This is a genomic window from Proteus mirabilis HI4320 (assembly GCF_000069965.1).
In the GTDB taxonomy this organism is placed as follows: domain Bacteria; phylum Pseudomonadota; class Gammaproteobacteria; order Enterobacterales; family Enterobacteriaceae; genus Proteus; species Proteus mirabilis.
Map to the genome: position 1 here is coordinate 1473193 of NC_010554.1, position 23603 is coordinate 1496795.

General features: G+C 38.9%; 21 protein-coding genes and 2 tRNA genes. 10 read left to right on the forward strand and 13 right to left on the reverse strand.

What is annotated here, in order from left to right; genetic code table 11:
* Positions 1-214 precede the first annotated feature (214 nt).
* Positions 215-793, forward strand: a complete 579-nt coding sequence (gene sodB / locus PMI_RS06750; RefSeq protein ID WP_004243139.1) for a superoxide dismutase [Fe] — start codon at positions 215-217, stop codon at positions 791-793.
* 134 nt (positions 794-927) lie between these two features.
* Here sodB and cydH read toward each other — a convergent pair whose 3' ends face one another.
* Entirely contained in the window at positions 928-1011 is an 84-nt protein-coding gene (cydH, locus tag PMI_RS19780; RefSeq protein ID WP_096043109.1) for a cytochrome bd-I oxidase subunit CydH, read from the reverse strand.
* A gap of 268 nt (positions 1012-1279) precedes the next feature.
* On the opposite strand from cydH, the gene purR reads away from it, so the two are divergent.
* Entirely contained in the window at positions 1280-2305 is a 1026-nt protein-coding gene (purR, locus tag PMI_RS06755; protein WP_004243141.1) for an HTH-type transcriptional repressor PurR, read from the forward strand.
* 9 nt (positions 2306-2314) lie between these two features.
* Here purR and punR read toward each other — a convergent pair whose 3' ends face one another.
* Complete coding sequence (gene punR, locus PMI_RS06760; protein WP_004243142.1) at positions 2315-3217, reverse strand: DNA-binding transcriptional activator PunR; 903 nt, start codon at positions 3215-3217, stop codon at positions 2315-2317.
* A 119-nt stretch (positions 3218-3336) separates the two neighbouring features.
* On the opposite strand from punR, the gene punC reads away from it, so the two are divergent.
* Together punC and cfa are read left to right on the forward strand one after the other, a co-directional pair.
* Complete coding sequence (gene punC / locus PMI_RS06765) at positions 3337-4554, forward strand: purine nucleoside transporter PunC (protein ID WP_004248166.1); 1218 nt, start codon at positions 3337-3339, stop codon at positions 4552-4554.
* Between the two features lie 302 nt (positions 4555-4856).
* Positions 4857-6011, forward strand: coding sequence for a cyclopropane fatty acyl phospholipid synthase (gene cfa, locus PMI_RS06770; RefSeq protein ID WP_004243144.1), 1155 nt, complete (start codon positions 4857-4859; stop codon positions 6009-6011).
* Positions 6012-6100: 89 nt separating this feature from the next.
* Here cfa and PMI_RS06775 read toward each other — a convergent pair whose 3' ends face one another.
* The gene (locus PMI_RS06775) at positions 6101-6757 is read right to left on the reverse strand and encodes a riboflavin synthase (protein ID WP_004243145.1); all 657 of its coding nucleotides are present in this window, start codon (positions 6755-6757) and stop codon (positions 6101-6103) included.
* A gap of 303 nt (positions 6758-7060) precedes the next feature.
* On the opposite strand from PMI_RS06775, the gene PMI_RS06780 reads away from it, so the two are divergent.
* The 4 genes from PMI_RS06780 (at position 7061) to pykF (ending at position 10652) form a co-directional block, all read left to right on the forward strand.
* A complete protein-coding gene (locus tag PMI_RS06780; protein ID WP_004248167.1) occupies positions 7061-8434 on the forward strand; it encodes an MATE family efflux transporter in 1374 nt (457 codons plus the stop codon).
* A gap of 158 nt (positions 8435-8592) precedes the next feature.
* Positions 8593-8669 (forward strand) — tRNA-Val (locus PMI_RS06785).
* Between the two features lie 28 nt (positions 8670-8697).
* A tRNA-Val gene (locus tag PMI_RS06790) sits at positions 8698-8774 on the forward strand.
* A 465-nt stretch (positions 8775-9239) separates the two neighbouring features.
* Positions 9240-10652, forward strand: a complete 1413-nt coding sequence (gene pykF, locus PMI_RS06795; protein WP_004248168.1) for a pyruvate kinase PykF — start codon at positions 9240-9242, stop codon at positions 10650-10652.
* Between the two features lie 114 nt (positions 10653-10766).
* Here the strand turns inward: pykF and gadC are convergent, their stop codons facing one another.
* A complete protein-coding gene (gene gadC / locus PMI_RS06800) occupies positions 10767-12320 on the reverse strand; it encodes a glutamate/gamma-aminobutyrate antiporter (RefSeq protein WP_004250983.1) in 1554 nt (517 codons plus the stop codon).
* 104 nt (positions 12321-12424) lie between these two features.
* The gene (gad, locus tag PMI_RS06805) at positions 12425-13816 is read right to left on the reverse strand and encodes a glutamate decarboxylase (RefSeq protein ID WP_004243150.1); all 1392 of its coding nucleotides are present in this window, start codon (positions 13814-13816) and stop codon (positions 12425-12427) included.
* Positions 13817-14219: 403 nt separating this feature from the next.
* On the opposite strand from gad, the gene PMI_RS06810 reads away from it, so the two are divergent.
* Together PMI_RS06810 and PMI_RS06815 are read left to right on the forward strand one after the other, a co-directional pair.
* Complete coding sequence (locus tag PMI_RS06810; protein WP_004248170.1) at positions 14220-15272, forward strand: linear amide C-N hydrolase; 1053 nt, start codon at positions 14220-14222, stop codon at positions 15270-15272.
* Positions 15273-15547: 275 nt separating this feature from the next.
* Positions 15548-15787, forward strand: coding sequence for an Lpp/OprI family alanine-zipper lipoprotein (locus tag PMI_RS06815; protein WP_004248171.1), 240 nt, complete (start codon positions 15548-15550; stop codon positions 15785-15787).
* 103 nt (positions 15788-15890) lie between these two features.
* On the opposite strand, the gene PMI_RS06820 is transcribed toward PMI_RS06815, so the two are convergent.
* The 8 genes from PMI_RS06820 to PMI_RS06855 form a co-directional block, all read right to left on the reverse strand.
* A complete protein-coding gene (locus PMI_RS06820; protein ID WP_012367982.1) occupies positions 15891-16808 on the reverse strand; it encodes a L,D-transpeptidase family protein in 918 nt (305 codons plus the stop codon).
* A gap of 117 nt (positions 16809-16925) precedes the next feature.
* Positions 16926-17354: a cysteine desulfuration protein SufE gene (sufE, locus tag PMI_RS06825; RefSeq protein WP_004243158.1), complete on the reverse strand. Its 429-nt coding sequence runs from the start codon at positions 17352-17354 to the stop codon at positions 16926-16928.
* Between the two features lie 21 nt (positions 17355-17375).
* A complete protein-coding gene (sufS, locus tag PMI_RS06830; RefSeq protein WP_004243160.1) occupies positions 17376-18617 on the reverse strand; it encodes a cysteine desulfurase SufS in 1242 nt (413 codons plus the stop codon).
* Between the two features lie 6 nt (positions 18618-18623).
* On the reverse strand, positions 18624-19931 hold the full coding sequence (sufD, locus tag PMI_RS06835; RefSeq protein WP_004243162.1) for a Fe-S cluster assembly protein SufD: 1308 nt from the start codon (positions 19929-19931) through the stop codon (positions 18624-18626).
* Positions 19906-20652, reverse strand: coding sequence for a Fe-S cluster assembly ATPase SufC (gene sufC / locus PMI_RS06840; protein ID WP_004243163.1), 747 nt, complete (start codon positions 20650-20652; stop codon positions 19906-19908). The genes sufD and sufC overlap by 26 nt, the downstream gene beginning before the upstream one ends.
* Positions 20653-20696: 44 nt before the next feature.
* A complete protein-coding gene (sufB, locus tag PMI_RS06845; RefSeq protein WP_004243165.1) occupies positions 20697-22193 on the reverse strand; it encodes a Fe-S cluster assembly protein SufB in 1497 nt (498 codons plus the stop codon).
* A gap of 17 nt (positions 22194-22210) precedes the next feature.
* Positions 22211-22579, reverse strand: coding sequence for a Fe-S cluster assembly scaffold SufA (sufA, locus tag PMI_RS06850; protein WP_004248176.1), 369 nt, complete (start codon positions 22577-22579; stop codon positions 22211-22213).
* 407 nt (positions 22580-22986) lie between these two features.
* Positions 22987-23598, reverse strand: coding sequence for a hypothetical protein (locus PMI_RS06855; RefSeq protein ID WP_004243168.1), 612 nt, complete (start codon positions 23596-23598; stop codon positions 22987-22989).
* Positions 23599-23603 lie beyond the last annotated feature (5 nt).

Consider the following 23603-nt stretch of genomic DNA (forward strand, 5'->3'; position numbering starts at 1 on the left):
AGTGAGAGATACTCTTATCAATATAACTAATCTATATGTTCTATACTAATAGATAAAAGATATTTAGCTGTTATTTCAATGAATTTTTGTTAAAATAATTAGCAAAATAGTAACAACTTAGTGAGTTCATTTGCCTCATTTTATCAATTCAGTTGAATTAGATGGAATGGTTTAAGGCACAAAACCCGAAAATGATAGGATAAAGGAGTACGCAATGTCTTTCGAATTACCAAAATTACCTTATGCGTTAGATGCTCTTGAGCCACATATCTCTAAAGAAACATTAGAATACCACTACGGCAAACACCACCAAACTTACGTAACCAACTTAAATAACTTGGTTAAAGGTACTGATTTAGAAAATAAATCTTTAGAAGAGCTCATCAAAACTACTGAAGGTGGTATTTTCAATAATGCTGCTCAAGTTTGGAACCATACATTCTACTGGAATTGCTTAGCACCAAACGCAGGCGGTGCACCAACAGGTAAAATTGCAGAAGCAATCAATAAAGCGTTTGGCTCTTTTGAAGAGTTCAAAAAACAATTTAATGATGCAGCTGCAAAAAACTTTGGTTCAGGTTGGACTTGGTTAGTGAAAAAAGCAGATGGCTCATTAGCCATTGTTAATACATCTAACGCTGCAACACCTGTTTCTGGCGAAGATAAACCACTGTTAACTGTTGACGTCTGGGAGCACGCTTACTACATCGACTATCGTAATGCACGTGTGAAATACTTAGAAGAGTTCTGGGCACTGGTTAACTGGTCATTTGTTGAAGCAAATCTTGCTTAATTGACTGTTTCAGAGATGGGAAAACCATTTTTGATAATCTAATAACAAAGGGCCTAGTGCCCTTTGTTATATTGATATATTTGATTGCTCACTTTGGATAGCTAAAATTTAAGTAAATAATTAGCAATTAACAATCAAAACAATAAACTTGCATATATTACGATCATAACCAGTGCTGCTACTGCGGTACTTAAACCAAATTTCAGATCCGTATCCATCTATTTCTCCCTCAAAATGATTATAATACTCAGATTAAACCATAATCTTGTCATGGTTAATTATTATTACATATCAAGTTTTGCTAAAATAGCGACTAGAGCACAATTTATAACATTGATTAATACTTTCACTTTTGAGCTAGATCATACAAAATTCACAGCTAATCGCTAAATTATTGCCAGTGTTTGCCCTATATATGACTATACTGGCAGTTAAACCATAAAATGAATTAAAAGAGACCAATGAAGGTCAGGAGTTTTCCACACCATGGCAACAATAAAAGACGTGGCAAAACGCGCAGGCGTATCAACCACGACTGTTTCTCATGTGATCAACAAAACTCGTTTTGTTGCTGAGAACACAAGAGCGGCAGTTTGGGCTGCGATAAAAGAATTAAATTATTCGCCGAGTGCTGTCGCACGTAGTTTAAAAGTCAATCACACTAAATCTATTGGTTTATTAGCCACGTCCAGTGAAGCACCTTACTTTGCTGAAGTGATTGAAGCTGTTGAAAATAGTTGTTATAGCAAAGGCTACACGCTAATTTTATGTAATTCACATAATAATCTTGATAAACAAAAAGCTTATTTAGCTATGTTGGCACAAAAACGTGTTGATGGTTTATTAGTCATGTGTTCAGAATATCCCGATCATCTTCTTTCTCTCTTAGAAGGTTATCGTAATATTCCGATGGTCGTAATGGACTGGGGAAAAGCCCGCGGTGACTTTACTGATACCATTATTGATAACGCATTCCATGGTGGCTATATAGCCGGTCGTTATCTTATTGAACGAGGTCATCGTGATATTGGTATTATCCCCGGCCCTCTAGAGCGAAATACCGGAGGCGGTCGTTTACAGGGCTTTTTAAAAGCCATGGAAGAAGCGAAAATTACGGTAAAAGAAGAGTGGATTGTACAAGGTGACTTTGAACCTGAATCTGGTTACAAAGCCATGACCCAAATGCTCAATCAAAAGCAACGCCCTACTGCCGTATTTTGTGGCGGTGATGTTATGGCGATGGGAGCAATATGTGCAGCTGATGAGTTAGGATTACGTGTTCCTGCCGATATTTCCATTGTCGGCTACGACAATATCCGTAATGCACGCTATTTCACACCAGCTTTAACCACGGTTCACCAGCCGAAAGAGCGTTTAGGACAAATGGCTTTTTCCATGTTACTCGACCGTATTGTGAATAAACGCGAGGATGCACAAACTATCGAAGTACACCCGCGCCTAGTAGAACGTCGCTCTGTTGCCGATGGTCCATTTATTGATTATCGCCGCTGATCTCCTTCATTAACGAAGCCATTCCTCATTTAAGGTTTGGCTATCGCCTAGATAATCTAATAGCCAAGTTAATGCCGGCGATTCGCTTTTATCAACCCATGTTAGACAGCACGGACTGTCTGGCAAGGGTTGTGCTAAGGTAAGGGTAACCAACTTACCTTGTTCGATTAATGGCTCCGCTCGGTGCCAAGGCACCATACCAACACATAATCCTGCTAATAAACACTCAAGCCCCATATCCCATGAAGGTACTATCATTCGGCGCTGATTATTTAATGCCCAAGTATCTCGTTTTGGTAAACTACGTGAGGTATCTTCTAAACATAAACTAGGATAAGGCCGTAGTTCATCATCGGTTAATGGATGTGCCGCGCTTGCAAGAGGATGATCAGCATGACACACACATCGCCACGGCATAAAGCCCATATCTTTAAAACTATAACGTTCACCAATAGGTGAAGCTCTAGTGGCACCAATAGCCAAATCAACACGCCCGTTCACTAATGAATCCCAGACACCGTTAAAAACTTCAGGATAAACATAGAGTTCGATATCAGGAAAATGGCGATAAAAGTCCAGAATAAGTTGCTGTGTTCTAGCCGGTTTGACAATACCATCCACGGCAATGCTAAACTGCCCCCGCCAGCCATTTGAGACTTGCTGGCACATATGGCGAGTGTCATTCATTTTTTTGATAACAGAACGGGCTTCTTTAATAAAGATCTTACCCGCATCGGTTAATTCAACATCACGATGCCGGCGTTCAAACAAAGGAACGGCAAGCCATTCTTCTAATTGTCTCACGGTGTAACTCACCGCGGAGGGTACTCTGTGCAATTCTTGAGCGGCTGAGCTAAAACTCCCCGTTCTAGCGACAGCATCAACGACCTCTAGCGAGTATTCTGACCACATAATATTTATTCCTTTGAATTTTTTTCACAGCATTAACCAAATATTCCCGTTTCACAAGTAAAATCACTCTTAGCTACAATATATAAAATGTTTTACATCACATAACATAGAAAATTAAAATGACTTTAAAGAATTCCACACAATCAAAAACACCTTCTCTCTTTATGGTGTATCTCGCCTGCCTTAGTATGCTGGGCTATTTAGCTATCGATATGTATCTGCCTGCATTTGGTATGATGCAACGCGAATTATCAATCAGTGAAGGCGCCGTCAGTAACAGCTTAAGTATCTTTCTATTTGGCTTTGCTGTCGCTCAACTACTTTGGGGACCACTCTCAGACAAATTGGGGCGTAAGCCTATTTTACTTATTGGGCTAAGTTTCTTCTCCCTAGGTTGTCTAGGTATGCTTTGGGTAGACAGTGCTGCCGGTTTACTAACCATGCGCTTCTTACAAGCCTTTGGCGTCTGCTCTGCAGCCGTTATTTGGCAAGCACTAGTGATAGACCGTTTTGATGAGTCTCGCGCTCAACACGTTTTCGCATCAATTATGCCATTGGTCGCCCTTTCCCCAGCCTTAGCGCCACTCATTGGTGCTTTTCTGTTAAACCACGGTGGCTGGCGCATGATTTTTATGTTGCTGATGGCAATTACTCTTGTATTAATGCTACCCACATTGATGCTAAAAAATATTAAACAAAAATCAGTTATTGATGCAGGCCCATCTACAGTATCATTTTTAACTTTGCTTAAGTCACCTATCTATGCCGGTAACGTATTAGTTTACGCGTCCTGTAGTGCGGGTTTCTTTGCTTGGTTAGCAGGCTCTCCGATTATCCTTGAGAAGATGGGTTATTCACCACAAGATATCGGCTTAAGCTATATTCCACAAACCATCGCATTTATGGTAGGTGGTTATGGTTGTCGCATTTTATTATCAAAAATGTCGGGTAAAACACTATTACCTTTATTGTTAATTGGCTACGCAGTGAGCATGACAGCGTTGTTCTTAGTCGCCAAATATACACACCCAACATTAACAACAATTTTAATTCCATTTTGTATTATGGCTGTGATGAACGGTGCTTCTTATCCCATTGCTGTCTCTAATGCGCTATCAGCCTACCCGGAAGTGAGTGGTAAAGCTGCTGCATTGCAAAATGCGCTACAATTAGGTCTATGTAGTTTAGCAAGCTTTATTGTCTCAGCCTTTATTAGCCAACAGCCATTAATTAATACCACAGCGATTATGGCACTCACGGCTATTCCAATGGCGCTGGGTTACTTTATTCAACGTAATAAATCCGTTAGCAAACACACAGTTCAGGCGACAGAATAACGCCATACCCTGTTTTTAGGAAAATTCTTAAAAAAGGCCATTTATATAAAATGGCCTTTTTATTTTCTAGAGAAAACCTATTTACATCTCTATACTTGTTCAAACGCTTAAGCGTTTTATTCATTTTTCTTTCGGATTTTGAGGCATTAAACAGATAATTTGCTGATTATGTCAGATTAGTTCTCTTAATAATTTTATTCATTCAATCTGTGTTGAATTCAATATTGTTTTAACTCTACCAATCTGCATTATCCTTTCTTGCTTCATGCCTCAAAACCCGCTTAGTTTACGCCGGAGAGTATATGAGTACATCTTGTGTAGAAGAAGGCCGAAAGACCTCCAATGATCCTTATCAACGGATCGCATCAGAGCTGCTCGCTCAAGCAGACATTCATATCAATGGTTCTGAACCTTATGATATCCAAGTGCATAATAAAGATTTTTATAAAAGAGTATTACAACAAGGCTCATTAGGTCTCGGTGAAAGCTATATGGATGGTTGGTGGGACTGCGAACGTCTTGATATATTCTTTCATAAAGTTTTACGAGCAGGTCTTGAAAATAAATTGCCAAGTAACTGGCGCGATATTTTAAAAATAGCCATGGCACGCATTTTTAATTTACAAACACAAAAAAGAGCGTGGATGGTGGGTAAAGAGCATTACGATTTAGGTAACGACCTCTTTACCGCAATGTTAGATCCTTATATGCAATATTCCTGTGGATATTGGAAGGATGCGGATAGCTTAGAAGTTGCTCAACAGCACAAACTCGACCTTATTTGCCGTAAGTTAGAGCTAAAACCAGGTATGACATTGCTTGATATTGGCTGTGGCTGGGGTGGTCTTGCTGCTTATGCTGCCAAAAACTATGGCGTTTCTGTTACAGGGGTGACCATCTCAGTTGAACAACAGAAATTAGCACAAGAGCGCTGTAAAGGTCTTGATGTCAATATCATCTTAGAAGATTACCGTGACTTAAACGAGCAGTTCGACCGTATCGTTTCTGTTGGTATGTTCGAGCATGTTGGCCCGAAAAACTATGCCACTTACTTTGATGTCGCTCGTCGTAATATCAAAGAAGATGGATTATTTTTATTACATACCATTGGTTCTAATCACAATAAAGTTAATGTCGATAGTTGGATAAGTAAATATATTTTCCCTAACGGTTGTTTGCCGTCTATTCAAAAAACCGCTGAGGCAATGGAAAATAAATTTGTTATGGAAGATTGGCATAATTTTGGTGCCGATTATGACAAAACCTTAATGGCATGGTATGAGCGTTTTTTAGCTAGCTGGCCTGAAATTGAATCTAACTATACACCTCGTTTTAAACGCATGTTTAGCTACTACTTGAATGCTTGTGCGGGTGCTTTCCGCGCCAGAGACATTCAATTATGGCAAATTATGTTAAGCCCGAAAGGTAGAATAGGTGGATTACGCACACCTCGCTGATTTTTAGCTATCAATAGAGGTAAAAATCCCGTTTTCCATAGACTGAAAAACGGGATTTTTTAATTCTAGTCGTCTGATAACAGACTATATTATTTTTCGTTTTCTTCTTCGTGTGTTGCTTGAAGCTTAACCGTTAATGCTTGTTGCGCCATAACACGCTCTACGGTATCAACAATCGCCTGAGTCTGTGGATCTAACTCAATATTAACTTTATCCCCCAAACGCTTACGACCTAACGTCGTTCTATCGCGAGTCTCAGGGATCAGATGGACACAGAAACGATTATTAACCACATCACCAATAGTTAAACTAATACCATCAATGCCAATAAAACCTTTATGCAAAATATACTTCATCAATGTCTGATCAAAAATACGAAACCAGATCTGTAAGTTATTTTCTGAAGTAATAATTTTCGCAATTTCAGCCGTAGTGACAATATGACCAGACATCACATGACCACCAATTTCATCGCCATATTTGGCCGCTCGTTCAATATTAACTTCTGAACCAACCGTTAACTCGCCCAAATTAGTTAAGCGCAGCGTCTCTTTCACTAAATCGAAACTAATTTTATTGCCATCGATTTTTGTGACGGTTAGGCAACAACCATTGTTAGCGATCGAAGCTCCTGTTTCTAAGTTATTGACTAACTCGGAAGGTAATTCAATGATATGGGTACGGAAATCACCTTTATCTTCAATGGCAATAACACGTCCTTTTCCCTGAACAATACCTGTAAACATCTCACATCTCCTTGGACTGATAAGCGAGTTTATCTTAATTAATTTAGTGTAATCAGGATAACATAAGTGATATTACACAAAGGGATCATTATTGCCTTCTCCCCTTATGATGTTTGCCATCAAATATAACGTAAAACCACTTATTTACTTATCAAAATTCTGTGGTTGAAAAACGTCATATCTTTCATTGATAATTAAACATTTATCATTAGAATATGTTTGCTTAAGGATTATTTTACGCCATATTAACATGTGACGTTCTTTCCTCCCTTCCGTCTTATTATAATGAATAAAGGTGTATGCGTGCAGAAGTATATAAAAGAAGCGCGTAGCTTACTTGCTCTTGGTATCCCTGTTATCATCGCTCAATTCTCCCAAACTGCTATGGGAGTAGTTGATACCGTGATGGCAGGTGCTGTCAATGCCACAGAAATGTCTGCGGTTGCTGTAGGTACGTCGATTTGGTTGCCAACGATTTTATTAGGTCAAGGTATATTAATGGCATTGACCCCCATCGTTGCACAATTAAATGGTTCAGGACAACGAAAGCATATTGCTAATCGTACACAGCAAGGTTTTTGGCTTGCCACTTTTTTATCCATCATGGTCATTGCCATTCTTTATAACAGCCGTTTTATTATTGAAGCGCAACATGATATCGAGCCTGAGCTTGCAGAAAAAGCCATTGGATTTATTCATGCCATTATGTGGGGGGCTCCTGGTTGTCTCTATTATCAAGTGCTAAGAAGCCAATGTGAGGGATTATCAAAAACAAAACCAGGCATGATCATCGGCTTTATTGGATTATTAATTAACATTCCTGTTAACTACGCCTTTATTTACGGTAAATTTGGTGCCCCACAATTAGGTGGGATTGGTTGTGGTGTGGCAACCGCCTCTGTTTTTTGGGCGATGTTCTTAATGATGCGCTACTATGTGCGTCGAGCACCAACACAACGGGATGTTATGCCCAAAAAACGCCTAGTGTTACCTGAATTCCACACAATAAAACGTATTACATTGTTAGGGTTACCTGTAGGGCTAGCACTATTTTTTGAAGTAACACTGTTTGCTGTTGTGGCATTATTAGTTTCACCATTAGGTGTAACGGCTGTTGCAAGTCACCAGATAGCCCTTAATTTTAGCTCATTAATGTTTATGTTCCCTCTTTCCTTGGGAATAGCTGCAACAATTCGTGTGGGTTATAACCTTGGGCAACGTTCTACAGAGCAAGCTCGTACTTCAGCCATTACAGCCCTTGCTGTCGGATTAATGCTGGCAAGTTGTACCGCTATTTTCTCTATTATTTTTAGAGAAAAAATTGCTTTAATGTATAACGATAATATTGAAGTGGTGACATTAGCCTCTCATCTTATGTTATTCGCCGCACTTTATCAGTTGTCAGATTCCGTACAGGTTATTGGTTCAGGGGTATTACGGGGTTATAAAGATACTCGCTCTATCTTTTTTATTACCTTTATCGCTTATTGGGTAATTGGTTTGCCTTCCGGATATCTCTTGGGACGAACGGATTATATTGTTGAAGCAATGGGGCCGGCGGGGTTCTGGATTGGTTTTATTTTAGGTTTAACCGCTTCTGCAATTATGATGGGAACACGTATTTGGTGGATCCAGCGTCAATCTGATGAGGTTGTCTTATTACGCTCGGAGCGTTAATACTTCCATTAAAGCGTTATTTTTTGGCAAAGGAATGACACAAATATCAACAAATAGCTTTAAATACGAGCAGTTGAATACAAATTTGTGTTTTTCCTCTTGCCAGAAGCAAATCATCTCGCTAATATTCGTCTCCGTTGTCACCCAGAATAAAGAATGCGTCCATAGCTCAGTTGGTTAGAGCACCACCTTGACATGGTGGGGGTCGGTGGTTCGAGTCCACTTGGACGCACCATTTACTCTGAACAACATTTCAATACAGTGCGTCCATAGCTCAGTTGGTTAGAGCACCACCTTGACATGGTGGGGGTCGGTGGTTCGAGTCCACTTGGACGCACCATTTCTCTTTCTTAATTCTTGTTATATTTCGTGTTACCTCCCCTACACAACAACAAAATGATTACGCAAAATTTAATTGCGCAACAAAACGCTTAAAAAACAAGCAATCAGAGCCCTATTTTGATCACATCACTTAAATTTACCTTTTTTCGATTTTCTTCATGGAAATTAACCTCTATAATACAAAACATAATTTTGTTGAAAGGTTTCAGCGTATTGATTTACAGGCATCTTTAGAAAACAGAACAAATGAATCATGATAGACTATAATGTAAGATGTCTAGCAATCTTTTATACAAAATAGTGACAAAATTTTTATCATGTTGTTGGAGCCACTCACATGTTGCGCAACTTATTAGCTAGAAATGAATGCACTTATCGTGTTTCGCACTGTTAAGATGATTGATATAACCCAACAACATTAATCCTTATTCATCCATTACAATAGAATCATTAATAGACTGCCATGAAAAAGACAAAAATTGTTTGCACCATCGGGCCAAAAACCGAATCTGAAGAAAAACTGACTCAATTACTGGACGCAGGCATGAACGTAATGCGTCTAAACTTCTCTCACGGTGACTATGAAGAGCATGGCAACCGTATCAAAAACCTGCGTAATGTCTGCGCAAAAACAGGCAAAAAAGCAGCCATTTTATTAGATACTAAAGGACCTGAGATCCGCACCATTAAATTAGAAGGTGGTAACGATGTCTCTTTAGTTGCAGGTCAGACTTTTACCTTTACAACAGATACTTCTGTTGTTGGTAATAAAGATCGCGTTGCGGTCACTTATGACGGTTTCGCAAGAGACTTAACTGTCGGCAATACCGTATTAGTCGATGACGGCCTTATCGGTATGAAAGTCATTAAAGTCACTGATACTGAAGTGGTATGTGAAGTACTCAACAACGGTGATTTAGGCGAAAATAAAGGCGTTAACTTACCAGGTGTTTCTATCGGCTTACCGGCATTAGCAGAAAAAGATAAACAAGATCTTATCTTTGGTTGCGAACAAGGCGTTGACTTTGTTGCCGCTTCTTTTATTCGTAAACGTTCAGATGTTGAAGAGATGCGTGCTCACTTAAAAGCACACGGTGGCGAAAACATCATGATCATCTCTAAAATTGAAAACCAAGAAGGTTTAAATAACTTTGACGAAATTTTAGAAGCCTCTGACGGTATCATGGTTGCACGTGGTGACTTAGGTGTTGAGATCCCTGTTGAAGAAGTTATCTTTGCACAAAAAATGATGATCGAAAAATGTAACGCTGCGCGTAAAGTGGTTATCACTGCAACACAGATGTTAGATTCCATGATCAAAAATCCACGCCCTACTCGTGCAGAAGCTGGTGACGTTGCCAATGCTATTTTAGATGGTACTGATGCTGTTATGCTATCCGGTGAAAGTGCGAAAGGTAAATATCCAGTAGAAGCTGTGACTATTATGGCGACTATCTGTGATCGTACTGATCGCATCATGAAATCACGTTTAGAGTCTTACCAATTAGGTGCTAAATTACGTGTAACAGAAGCTGTTTGTCGTGGTGCTGTAGAAATGGCGGAGAAATTAGATGCTCCTCTTATCGTTGTAGCAACTTATGGCGGTAAATCAGCGCGCTCTATCCGTAAATATTTCCCAACAGCGCCTATCTTAGCATTAACAAATAATGAAGAGACCGCACGCCAATTACTGTTAGTAAAAGGTGTAACAACACAATTAGTTAATAAAATTGCTTCTACTGATGACTTCTACCGTATCGGTAAAGATGCAGCATTATCAAGTGGCTTAGCCCATGCAGGTGATCGTGTTGTTATGGTTACAGGTGCACTGGTTGATAGTGGAACGACAAATACTTCATCAGTACACGTTCTGTAATACTCGATTATAGCTAATTTGTAATTAAAAAATTTAAGCCATCCGTTTTAACGGATGGCTTTTTTATCGCTACTTTTTTATAAAAAACATCACATTGAACTACTGCCAAAGAGATTATTTCTGTTGCTGACTATCATGATCTGTTTTATCTATTGGCACTAAATAATGCGTTGAACGAGCACGAGGATGGATAAAAAAGTGTCCTTTCGGTGCATTATGACTCTTAATGTGGATCATCGATACATTGGCTTTATTGCCTTTGCGAGAGCACGCATAAATAATAAAAGGTAAAGCAAAAATAATAATAAAACTCACCACTAGCAATGAAACATACGTTGTATCACTACTGCCCCCCGGTAAAGAGCTAGGCGGGAAGAATGAAACAACAAAAGCTAAAATAGACACAATCAGACCGACAACGGCCACTAATAATTTAACACCTTTACCACCGGGAATATTAAATGCACGTTTCTTATCAGATTGCTTGCAAACCAAATGCATATAGCCAATAAACAGCATGAAGTAGCTACATAGATAAATCACCACTGTCAGCGCTAAAGCAATAAGAAATGACATATTGCCCCCACCACCGGTGTTAGTCAGTACCACTATAGCAATAGTAGTAATAATTAGCTGAGTGATCACTAAAGCTACCGGTACACCATTTTTATTTACTTTAGCCAGTGTTGGCGGAAGAATACCTTGTTGTGCAGCCACAAACATTCCCCGTGAAGGCCCAACGATCCACGACGCAATTTCAGCCAAGACGCCAAGCAATAATAGTGCAGCAATAATTTTAACCGCCCAAACTAATCCGCTACTAAAATGGCTGACTAAAACACTAAAGGTTTCAACCACCCCCGCAGATAAGTTGATTTCGTTATGAGGGATCACTGCCGCAACAGATAAACCGCCAATAGAGCTTAAGCATATTGCCACAATCATTAATAAAAACATGGCAAGCGGATAATCACGGCCCGGATTTTTCATTTCGTTGACGTGAGTGGCTGAGGCTTCAACGCCCATATAGCTTAAAATAAAGGCCACAAAAACCACTAAAGTACCAATCTGAGTAAAATCAGGGAAAAAGGTTTTACTGCTGATTTCTATTGCTAAAGGCGCACCACTGACCAGATAACTAATAGCTAAAAGCACTAAAATGATTGCTGGTAATAATATCCCCGCGAAGAAACCTAATTTAGCAATAGTAGCCGTGTATTTAGTTCCGCCAAATTGAGTTAAAGCTAATCCCCATAAAATCACTAATGCGGCAATCGTTTTGGTGAGCGGATCGGTATTTAACTCAGGCCAATCAAGAATATAAGATAATGCTCCTAATACGAAATAAAGCATTGGAATAAAACCAATCGCTATTTGTAAATAACCAAAAGAGATCGCCGCAAATCCCCAGCGCTCCCCTAGCGTATTAGATACCCAAGCAAATACGCCCCCTTCTTGCCATCCTTCAACGGTTGCCATTTCAGCTGCACATAATGCAACAGGAATAAACCACAACAAACCGCCTAGTAATAAGAAAAAGACTAGACTAAAGCCGGAAGTTGCAAAAGTTGGATACTCATAGACCGCCATCACCATGGATGCAGTTATAGCAAAAAAACCTAATAATGTGAGCTGTTTTGAGGCAGAACTTGTTGCAGATGTCGCCATGCTCATTCTCCTACGTGTATGCAATGAAATAATGGTGTGCAGATAATCAAGGCTGGAGAAAAAGAGTCTATTTCTCCAACCTATTACCAAATAAAAGAGCCTGTTTAGCTGTGGTTAAAGCCACCGCCGTCCTCTTCAGATAAAGGTGTGCTGACAGGATGTTTTTCGAAATAATCGAGAGTACGTTTCATATCTTCTATCAGTAATGTCGCCAAATCTAAACTCACACCATGACGAACAAGAATACGTTGAATAACTAAATCTTGGCGATCAGCAGGCATAGAATAAGCGGGTACTTGCCAGCCACGGCTACGCAATTTATCAGCGATGTCATATAAGGAGTAGCTTACCTTAGCCTCTTTTTTCAGTTTCCACGCTAATGCAGGTATTCCTTTTTGACTATCACCACTGAAGATCATTTCAAAAGGCCCTAGCTTTTCAATTTCTCGAGCAAGGTATTGCGCGGTGTGATAACAGGCATTGTGGATCTTCGCATACCCTTCTCTGCCAAGACGCAAGAAATTATAGTATTGAGCAATAATTTGCCCACCGGGACGTGAGAAATTAAGCGCAAAGGTTGGCATATTACCGCCAAGGTAGTTCACATTAAAAATAAGCTCTTCCGGTAAGTCTTTGGCTTCACGCCATACTACCCAACCAGAGCCCAATGGCGCTAAACCAAACTTATGGCCTGATGAGTTAATGGATTTAACACGCGGTAAACGGAAATCCCATTCTAAATCAGGTGCACAGAAAGGCGCTAAAAAGCCACCACTCGCACCATCAACATGAATAGGAATATCAAGTCCGGTCTCTTTTTGTAGTTGGTCGAGTGCATCATGTACCGCTTTTACTGGCTCATAAGTACAGGTGAAGGTCACCCCTAATGTTGGCACTACACCGATAGTATTTTCATCAACACGTTTAATGACCTCTTCAGGACTCATCATCAAGCGATCACCTTCAAGCGGGATCTCTCTGAGTTCAACGTCAAAATAACGGGCAAATTTATGCCAACAGACTTGAACTGGCCCACAAATAAGATTAGGTTTATCTGTCGCTTTTCCAGCAGCAAGGCGTTTTTTACGCCATTGCCATTTTAATGCAAGTCCCCCCAGCATTGCCGCTTCAGAGGAGCCAATGGTTGAACAACCTAGGGTATTGAGTGGATCGGGTGAGTGCCATAAATCAGCAAGCATATGAACACAACGGTTTTCAATTTCGGCCGTTTGTGGATATTCATCTTTATCTATCATGTTCTTATCGATAGATAAATTCATCAAATCACGGATCTCATCATCTACCCAGGTTTGACAAAATGTGGCCAGATTTTGTCTTGAATTGCCATCTAGCATCAGCTCATCCCTTACAGCATCAAAAACATGACGAGGATGGCTCTCTTGTTGCGGAAAATGTGTTTTCGGTAAGGATTGTGATAAATCAACCGATGCATAAACATCATCGAGTGAGCTATAACTTGGCGTTTTTTTATTCATCTTGAAATTACCTTTACTAATTATTATTACATTAGTGACTAAATGATTTTAAATACCTACTTTAAAAGATAGTCTAATAATTCCAGTAATGAAAAATTTTTTATATTTTATGAAAACAACGAGAGTATATTTATCAAATCAGCTTTAACACTCCACAAGAAATAACAACTCATTGATTTTAAATGATATTAATAATATTCCACTTGCTTTTATGTTAATTTATTTATGTACATTTAGAATAAAATATTTGTACTATAATAAAACTTGAATTATGAGAAATAACCTTTATAGCATTAAGTAATAACACTTAATTTAAAATATAAATGTAAATGAAATTTTAAATCTAAGTTTTAAAATTAATAATTATTTAATTTAGATTTGATTTAATAAGGAACAAAAAAAGATGATAGAAAATAACCGACACCCCTTCGCTTGCACAACACTTGCGATTACTGACAAGAAAAAACGTGTTTATCATGGTCGGACAATGGAGTTTTCTTCTGATGAGCCAACGTCTATCTTAGCTTATTATCCACAAGGTCATACTTTTCAGCAAAATGCCCCTGATGGAACCCCCGGATTAAAGTACAGCGTTAAATATCCTTTTATGGCTATTACCGCTCCTATTAACTTATCGGGTACCAAAGATGTACTTGAAGGTGTAAATAGTCAGGGACTCTCTTTTAGCTTAAATATGCTACCTAACTCTAAGTTAGATGATCTCGATCCCCAATATTACGCAAGCTCTGTTCCTATTGCTGCTATTGGTGAGTGGGCATTAGGACAATATGCGACGGTTAAAGAGTTAAAAGAGATTATCCCCCAAACCCATTTTTGGTCACAAAAGCTATTATTGTTACGTAACTTACCAAGCCCTTTCCATTACGCATTTTATGATAAAACCGGTGATTGTATTGTTGTCGAAGTCTCTGATGGTAAATTACATATTTATGATAATCCTACCTATTGCATGACCAATGGCCCTATTTTCCCGTGGCATTTAACTAATTTAAACAACTACACTCATCTTTCTAATATCAACGTTTCCAGTAGCACATTAGGTCGTATTAAAATCAACCAACCTGATAGTGGTATTGCATTAGCAACATTACCTAGCTCAGATACTTCTGTAGATAGATTTATTCGTGCAGTTTATTATTCAACCTATTACCACAAAGTTTCTGATCCTGATAAACAGCTTATTGAGCTTGCCCATATCATGAATCGCTTCGATCGCCCTAAAGATGCAACCATTGATCCACTATTAGGTAATGATACGCTAACTAAACTTCATACTAGTGAATTTTCTGTCTGGACGGCGCTAACTGATTTAGAACGGGGGATCTTTTTCTTCAGAGGCTACAACAACTTAAACTTTCAAAAGTTCACACTTGAGTCATTTAAAAATGAAAGTAGCGCGGTTTTTATTAAGGTCAATTTGGAAGAGGCATTGTAAAATGCTTTAGATAGAAACTAAAATAGTTTAGCACGGAGAAAATTTTTTTATATCAGACTTTTACGAATAAAAATCTTTTGTGAAATAACACGCATTTTTTATACTGGTTATTTGCTTGTTGTAGGTTATTTTTCATATTGTCATATAAAGAGTAAGTAGTTATAGCTAGTTATAAATAAATTCTGTATTTTCTTATAACTGTGCCATACTTACTAGTGGCTTCATACAAAATGCTACTTGTTCCTTTAAACAAACTAATAATAGAGGTTGTCACAATGAAAGCAAAAATTGTACTAGGTGCGGTAATTCTGGCTTCAGGCCTATTAGCAGGTTGTTCTTCTAGCAACAACGCACAATTAGACCAAATCTCTTCTGATGTAAACCGTTTAAATACGCAAGTTCAACAACTAAGTAGTGATGTTCAATCAGCTAACGCTCAAGCAAAAGCCGCTTATGATGAAGCAGCTCGTGCTAATCAGCGTCTAGATAACCAAGTAACTACTTATAAAAAATAATTTGACTGCTTAATAAGCTGAAAACGTTAAGTCAGCTTTAATTAATAATAAAAAGCAGATACCTATGAAGTATCTGCTTTTTTTCATCATTGAATATCTATCATCAATATGCGGTTACATCGACCGGTATACCTGAACGACGAATAGTTTCTGCATCCACTTTTGCTTTATCCACTTTGCCACTTTCATACCAAGCCGTAAATTGTTTAGTAAACGTTAGGGGCATCGTCTGGGGATCGTCATCTTCATTTTGTGAGAGTGGTTGGTGCACTTCAATAAATTGCTTACCATCTGCAGTCTCAGTAAATTTAATTGGTTTATTGATCACTTGAACCCGACTGCCTTTGGGTACCACATTAAACAGTGTTTCAATATCATCAGGACGTAATCTAATACAGCCAGAACTCACTCTTAAGCCAATACCAAAATCGGCATTAGTACCATGAATAAGATACTCACCACGACTGTGTGCTAATCTTAACGCATATGCACCCATTGGATTATCTGGCCCTGCTGGTACCACTGCCGGTAACGTGATCCCCTTAGCCGCATAATTTTTACGAATATTGGCTGTCGGCGTCCAAGTCGGATCTTTAATCAATTGAGAAACAGATGTCACCATTTCAGGCGTTTCCCGCCCTAATTGGCCAATACCGATAGGATAGACATCAACGGTTCCCCCTTCTTTGGGATAGTAATAGAGGCGCAATTCTGCCAGATTAATGACAATACCTTTACGCACGGTATCAGGTAAGATCATCTGTAAGGGAATTTGTAGTGTTTTGCCCGCTTCGGGTAATAGAGGATCAATACCTGGGTTGGCTTCCATCATATTTAGCAAACCCACTTGATATTGTGCAGCGATCGTTTCTAAAGAACGTTTATCATCAGGAACGGTGTAAGAAACATTTTCCCCAATGATACGTGAACCATCCGTAGGTAGCAGGTATTCATGTGCATAAGTTAAGTGACTGCTCATCCCTAACAGCGATGCACCCAATAAGGTTAACCATTTCTTCATTGTTGATCCCGTGTGTTAGCAATAAAATAAACTGACTATTATCATGATAACATTCTCATCGTTATGATTATCATATAATAAGTCAGTTTAGAACATTAATATGGGATCGGGTAACATTTATGCTACAGTGTATTCCGAAAAGCGTTTCATTAACCGTGTTACCATAGCGTGTAACCCTTGAGTACGAGATGGCGTCAAATGACTTTCCAGTGCTAATGTCGAGAAATAGTGGTTAACATCAGTGGCGAGAGCTTGCTCTACCGTTTTACCTTGAAAAAGAATAATCACTAATGCCACTAATCCTTTAACAATACCTGCATCGCTATCACCGGCTAAGATCAGCTGTTTATGCTCATCTAATTCAACCGCTATCCAGACTTGGCTCTGACAACCTTCAATAAAATTAGCCGCCGTTCTTTGTTCATCTGTTAATGGTGGTAAGCGTTCTCCTAGCTCCATCATATAGAGATAGCGTTGCTCCCAATCCTGACAACGAGAAAAATTGCGTAATAATTTTGCTTCATCAGGCAAAGCCGCAATTGCCATGAATAACCTCTTTTTTAATTGTTAGCCTAATAGTTTTTCAATGCGTAACAACGCATTAACCAGTGCATCAATATCCGCTTTATTATTGTATAATCCCAACGAAGCGCGACACATGGCAGGAACCTGATAATAGTCCATAATTGGCATCGCACAGTGATGACCCGTACGAATAGCAATACCATAGTTATCAAGAAAAGTTCCCACATCATAAGCGTGATGCTTACCTAAATTAAATGCTATCACACCTTGACGCGCTTCATTACCATAAAGCGTTAATGATTTTACTTTGGTTAATTGTTGTTGTGCATATTGCATTAAGCTATTTTCATATGCAGCAATCTTATCCATACCAAATTGAGCAAGATATTCCAATGCTGCCCCTAAGCCAATGATACCGATAATATTAGGCGTTCCAGCTTCAAATCGCCACGGCGCATCCGCGTAGGTAATATCACCATTGATATGCACATGTTTTATCATAGCGCCCCCCCCTTCCCATGGAGGTAATTCATCAAGTAGCGCTTTTTTGCCATATAGCAAACCAATCCCTGTCGGACCATAAAGTTTATGGCCACTACATACAAAAAAATCACAATCTAACGCACTAACATTGATAGCTTGATGCATCGCACTTTGTGCCCCATCAACTAAAATATGTAACTCACCCCCTTGCTGAGCCGAATACTCTCTAGCTTGGCAAATAATTTCAGCAATAGGATTGACGGTTCCCAGTACATTAGACTGATGAGTGATCGCCAGTAACTTAGTTCTGTTATCAATTAATTGGGGTAATTGCGCTAAATCGAGTTGCCCATTAGCAAGCAGAGGAATAACACGGACATGAAAACCATACTGTTTTGCTAACATATACCACGGCACTATATTCGCGTGGTGTTCCATTTCAGTAATGATAATGTTATCACCATCATTTAGGAAACGATGGCTATAACTGTAAGCGACTAAATTGATCCCTTCTGTCGTTCCTTTTACAAAAACGATTTCTTCTTCGCTCTTTGCACCTAAGAAATGTGCTGCTTGCTTACGAACATTCTCCACTAAGGTGGTGGCGTTTGCACTTAATGTGTGAATGCCGCGGTGAACCGCGGCATATTGTGTTAAGGCAAACTGTTTTTCACGCTCCATGACACAAGCGGGTTTTTGCGCACTTGCGGCACTGTCGAGATAGACTAAAGGTTTTTCTTTCACTTGCTGGGAAAGAATAGGAAAGTCATCCCGCGCTTTTTCAATGGAATGTGTCATCATGCCTTTTTATACCTCTGATAAGCGTTGATTTATTCTCTCTAGAACATGAGTTTTGATCACACTATTTTCTAATGATTCTGTTAATTCGGCAGCAAATGCATGAATGATCATTTTGCGAGCTTCACTTAACGCAATACCTCGTGAACGTAGATAAAATAGTTGCTCATCATCAATACGCCCAACCGTTGCACCATGACTACATTTCACATCATCAGCATAGATCTCAAGTTGTGGCTTAGTATCAATTTGTGCTTTATCACCTAATAACAAGTTGTTATTGGTCATTTGACCATCTGTTTTCAGCGCTTGAGGGGTGACTGTGATCATGCCATTAAATACGGCTTTCCCTGCATCCATTGCAATACTTTTATGTAATTGACGGCTTAGGCAATTTTTCTCACCATGCACGAGCCAAGTACGAGTATCGGCAATTTCGTTCGCTTTGGGTAATACCACACTATTCATTGATAGCTCACTGTTCTCACCCGTCAGTGCAGCGCTAGTATGATGACGACTCAGTTTATTCCCCAACAAGAATGCATAACTATTAACACGAGCATCTCGTCCAATGCTTAAATCGTTATGGGCAAAATGTTGGCTAATGCCATTTTCAAAACCAAGTTTAATATGGTTGAACGAGGCATTATCACCAATAGTGGCGGTTAATCTCGCCCCGGTAAAATGACGGTTTTCACCATCACTACTAATATAGTGTTCAATCACTTGCATCTGAGCATTAGCGCCAACATCAAGATGGAAACGATAGTTAGCACTGTTAACTTCTTGCCCTGCATGACCTTGTGTAATATTAAGGATATAAAGCGGTTTATCTGCCACTACGCCTTTTTTCAAGGTAATGAATAGCGGCTGTTGCGCTAAACTTTCAACTAAATGCAAGAACACTTCACCATTAATGGCTTGCGGTAATTCACTTTGGTTATCCAGTAATGTCACTTGGTATGGACCAAAATCTTGACTACTTTCAGCCGGTGAAAATGCACCATTAACCATCACGATACGGTAGCAATCAAATGAGAGCGCCCGTTGCTCAATTAAATCTTGTACCTCAAAAGGTGGCAACATTTGATATTGCTGACTGAGCGTCTCATCTAATGGCGTATAATGCCAATCTTCGTGTCGATAAGCTGGAAAACCCACTTTTTCCACTTGTAGCCAGTGATTACGTGCATTTAAATTATCTTCCCCTTTACGCTGTTGATATAGCGCAGAGAATTGTTTTAATGCCTGTTGATTACGCTGTTCTACTTGATGCTGTTTTTCACGTTTCTCATTGAGGGTCAATAAGCCAGCCATAACCTTGTTCCTCCAATTTTTGTGCTAATGAAAAATCACCTGATTTAATGATTTTTCCTTGGTAAAGCACATGCACATAATCAGGTTTAATATAATCAAGGATACGTTGATAGTGAGTCACCACGATAAAGGCGCGTTTACCATCACGTAAGCTATTGACACCATTAGCGACAATTTTTAACGCATCGATATCAAGTCCTGAGTCGGTTTCATCTAAGATACACAGTTCAGGTTCAAGGGCAGCCATTTGCAAAATATCGTTACGTTTTTTCTCACCACCAGAAAAACCTACGTTAACAGAACGAGTTAACAAATCTTGAGGCATATCCAATAGTTTGATTTTATCTTCAATAAAATCTTCAAAATCAAAGCGATCTAACGGCTCTTGGCCTCGATATTCTCTTACCGCATTGACTGAGGATTGTAAGAAAAACTGGTTACTGACACCGGGGATCTCTACTGGGTATTGAAATGCCATAAAGATACCTTCACCCGCTCGCTCTTCAGGCTCTAATTCCAGTAGATCTTTGTTTTTAAAAGTCACACTACCTTCATCAACTTCATACTCTTCGCGACCTGCTAAGGTTGCGGATAATGTACTTTTACCTGAACCGTTTGGCCCCATGATAGCGTGCACTTCGCCGGCACGTACTTGCAAATCTAATCCTTTAAGAATTTCATTGCCTTCAACACTGACATGTAAATTTTTAATATCTAACATAATATATGCCTTCGGTATTTTTATACCCAGAATTTGGTTAATGGTTAACCAACGCTATGTTCTAAGCTGATTGCTAATAATTTTTGTGCTTCTACAGCAAATTCCAGCGGTAATTCTGAGAACACGTCCTTACAAAATCCATTGACAATCATTGAGATTGCATCGTCTTCACTTAATCCACGTTGACGGCAGTAAAATAACTGATCTTCACCAATACGTGACGTTGTCGCTTCATGCTCTAATTGTGCTGAGTTATTCATGACTTCAACATAAGGGAAGGTGTGAGCACCACACTCTGTGCCAATTAACATTGAGTCACATTGTGTGTAGTTACGTGCATTCTGCGCACCAGGTAACACTTTCACCAAACCGCGATAACTATTTTGACTTTTACCCGCAGAAATACCCTTAGAAATAATAGTTGATTTGGTATTTTTACCGATGTGGATCATCTTGGTTCCCGTGTCAGCTTGTTGGTTACCATTGGTCAGTGCCACTGAGAAAAATTCAGCCGTTGAATTATCTCCTTTTAAGATAACACTTGGGTATTTCCAAGTGATCGCTGAACCTGTTTCAGATTGAGTCCACGACATTTTAGCGTTCTCACCTTCACAAAGGGCACGCTTAGTGACGAAGTTAAGAATTCCGCCTTCGCTATCACCGCCAGAGAACCAGTTTTGTACCGTGGAATATTTCACTTCGGCATCTTTATGAATGATAACTTCAACAACGGCAGCATGCAGCTGATAGCTATCACGTACAGGTGCTGAACACCCTTCGATGTAACTGACGTAACTTCCTTCATCCGCAATTAAAATCGTACGTTCAAATTGGCCTGTTTGTGCCGCATTAATACGAAAATAGGTGGATAATTCCATAGGGCAGCGAACACCTTTAGGAATATAAACAAAGGTACCATCAGAAGCGACCGCCGCATTAAGTGCCGCAAAATAGTTATCGTGGCTAGAAACAACTGTACCTAAATATTGGCGTACTAATTCGGGATATTCTTGAATCGCTTCACCGAAGGAGCAGAAAATAACACCATGTTTAGCTAGCTCTTCACGATAAGTGGTAGAAACCGATACTGAGTCAAAAATAGCATCTACAGCCACTGACTGCCCTTCTCTTACTGGCACGCCTAACTGATTAAATGCGTCTTCAACTTCTTTAGTTAAATAATCTTGGGTTTCTTGTGTTGAGACAGCTTCATTGTTACCACTAGCACAACTGCCATTGGCACAACAAGCACCGCAAGATGGCGCTGAATAATAACTATAATCTTGATAATTCAGCGATGGATAATCTGCTTTTAGCCAATGAGGCTCTTCCATCTCTAGCCAATGACGATAAGCATCAAGACGAAACTCTAGCATCCACTCTGGCTCATTTCTTTTAGCTGAAATAGCTCGCACAACCGCTTCATTCAACCCTTTATCTAACGTATCGGTTGAGATATCGGTATAGAACCCTTCTTTATAGTGATGATCACTGAGCCAGCCTTGAACTTCATCACCAATTTCAACATTGCTCTGAGACATAATCTGACTTCACTATGTTATACCCCAAAGCTCTCACCACATCCGCAGACGTTCTGAGCTTTAGGATTATTAAATTTAAACATCTGATTAAGTCCTTCACGGACATAATCAACAACTAAACCATCAATGAATGGCATGGCTTTTAATGCAACGAATAACTTGGCACCATTATGTTCATAGACAAGATCGTCCTCTGAGGGGCCTGCAGCAAGCTCAATAACATAACCATAGCCCGTACAACCTGATGGCTTAATACTTAAGGAAAGTCCCTGACTTTCAGGGTTTTTCTCCACTAATTGGCAAATATGTTTCGCTGCACTATCAGTCAGCACAATGCCTTGCCAAGCAGTATCATTTAGAGAAAAAGTTTCAACATTGTTTGTCATTACTGACCTCATTTCGAAAGGAGATTAATATCTTTCCTGACTCTAATGGTAATGATAACCCTTATCACTTCAACCCTGTCTTTTGAAAGGATATTATAAAATCGTTTAAAAATTGCTCTTTTTTTGCTTTTTAATTGTTAAATATAGCGCTTAATAAATTGAAATGTAACAATTTTTATCTTTTTTCATTACAAAAATAAAACTTTTTTAAATTCCTTTATTTCGCACAATACGCATAAAAGTTGCAAAGCAAATACATTTTATACCTTTGTCACTGAAATGTAGAGAAAAAGCATAAAAAATCAACAATTGATAATCGCAAAATATTTTCTTTTTATGCTTATACTGATAGGTAAGATAGCACCACTTTTGTGATAACTTCTTATTGTATTGTGTGCTTTTATGACTTATTGATTGATACTAATTGAATTCACATACCTATTAGTACAATCAATAACTTCTTGATTATTATTACTTTTATTTTCAGCAATAAATTGTAATTGCCATACACGATTTGTGTTAGTATCCGCAATTAATACCCCTTCATAGCTCACTTTTTGATTAGACAACTTTCCTTCAAAGAAAATTTGTCGAGCTGGCATTTCTGACACTGTGAAAGGCTTTATTGTTGTTGAAGTTTCTTTCATACCATCAATAGTGGAAATATTATCAACGATACCCTGTGCTCCTGAATCAATATCATAACTCATCATATCGTCAAGTTTAAAATAAACTAAACGAACTTCTGATAACTGGCATACTGGTTTGGCTTGATAAACTAACATCTGTGATGTGACATCTTGGACATGATCAGGTAATAATTGAAAATAGTGTTCTGTATCATCTCTATTTAATGAGAATGAAGTTGGATACGCGATATTAAACCCCGACATAGTACGTACAGGATAATTTATTATCTCTTCACTCTTATTGTGAGTTGATTCGTTATCACATGCTGTAAGTAATAAACTACCGATTAAAATAAAAACGCTTTTATAATTTAGAATGGTTGATGTCATTTTTT

Excerpts from the sequence above, each read along its gene's own strand:
- gad (WP_004243150.1), bottom strand. The coding sequence starts at position 13,816 with ATGAATAAAAAAACGCCAAGTTATAGCTCACTCGATGATGTTTATGCA.
- pykF (WP_004248168.1), top strand. The coding sequence starts at position 9,240 with ATGAAAAAGACAAAAATTGTTTGCACCATCGGGCCAAAAACCGAATCT.
- sufE (WP_004243158.1), bottom strand. The coding sequence starts at position 17,354 with ATGGCAATTGCGGCTTTGCCTGATGAAGCAAAATTATTACGCAATTTT.
- PMI_RS06810 (WP_004248170.1), top strand. The coding sequence starts at position 14,220 with ATGATAGAAAATAACCGACACCCCTTCGCTTGCACAACACTTGCGATT.
- cfa (WP_004243144.1), top strand. The coding sequence starts at position 4,857 with ATGAGTACATCTTGTGTAGAAGAAGGCCGAAAGACCTCCAATGATCCT.
- sufD (WP_004243162.1), bottom strand. The coding sequence starts at position 19,931 with ATGGCTGGCTTATTGACCCTCAATGAGAAACGTGAAAAACAGCATCAA.
- sufA (WP_004248176.1), bottom strand. The coding sequence starts at position 22,579 with ATGACAAACAATGTTGAAACTTTTTCTCTAAATGATACTGCTTGGCAA.
- punC (WP_004248166.1), top strand. The coding sequence starts at position 3,337 with ATGACTTTAAAGAATTCCACACAATCAAAAACACCTTCTCTCTTTATG.
- PMI_RS06820 (WP_012367982.1), bottom strand. The coding sequence starts at position 16,808 with ATGAAGAAATGGTTAACCTTATTGGGTGCATCGCTGTTAGGGATGAGC.
- cydH (WP_096043109.1), bottom strand. The coding sequence starts at position 1,011 with ATGGATACGGATCTGAAATTTGGTTTAAGTACCGCAGTAGCAGCACTG.
- purR (WP_004243141.1), top strand. The coding sequence starts at position 1,280 with ATGGCAACAATAAAAGACGTGGCAAAACGCGCAGGCGTATCAACCACG.
- sodB (WP_004243139.1), top strand. The coding sequence starts at position 215 with ATGTCTTTCGAATTACCAAAATTACCTTATGCGTTAGATGCTCTTGAG.
- punR (WP_004243142.1), bottom strand. The coding sequence starts at position 3,217 with ATGTGGTCAGAATACTCGCTAGAGGTCGTTGATGCTGTCGCTAGAACG.
- PMI_RS06815 (WP_004248171.1), top strand. The coding sequence starts at position 15,548 with ATGAAAGCAAAAATTGTACTAGGTGCGGTAATTCTGGCTTCAGGCCTA.
- PMI_RS06775 (WP_004243145.1), bottom strand. The coding sequence starts at position 6,757 with ATGTTTACAGGTATTGTTCAGGGAAAAGGACGTGTTATTGCCATTGAA.
- sufB (WP_004243165.1), bottom strand. The coding sequence starts at position 22,193 with ATGTCTCAGAGCAATGTTGAAATTGGTGATGAAGTTCAAGGCTGGCTC.
- PMI_RS06855 (WP_004243168.1), bottom strand. The coding sequence starts at position 23,598 with ATGACATCAACCATTCTAAATTATAAAAGCGTTTTTATTTTAATCGGT.
- gadC (WP_004250983.1), bottom strand. The coding sequence starts at position 12,320 with ATGGCGACATCTGCAACAAGTTCTGCCTCAAAACAGCTCACATTATTA.
- sufC (WP_004243163.1), bottom strand. The coding sequence starts at position 20,652 with ATGTTAGATATTAAAAATTTACATGTCAGTGTTGAAGGCAATGAAATT.
- sufS (WP_004243160.1), bottom strand. The coding sequence starts at position 18,617 with ATGATGACACATTCCATTGAAAAAGCGCGGGATGACTTTCCTATTCTT.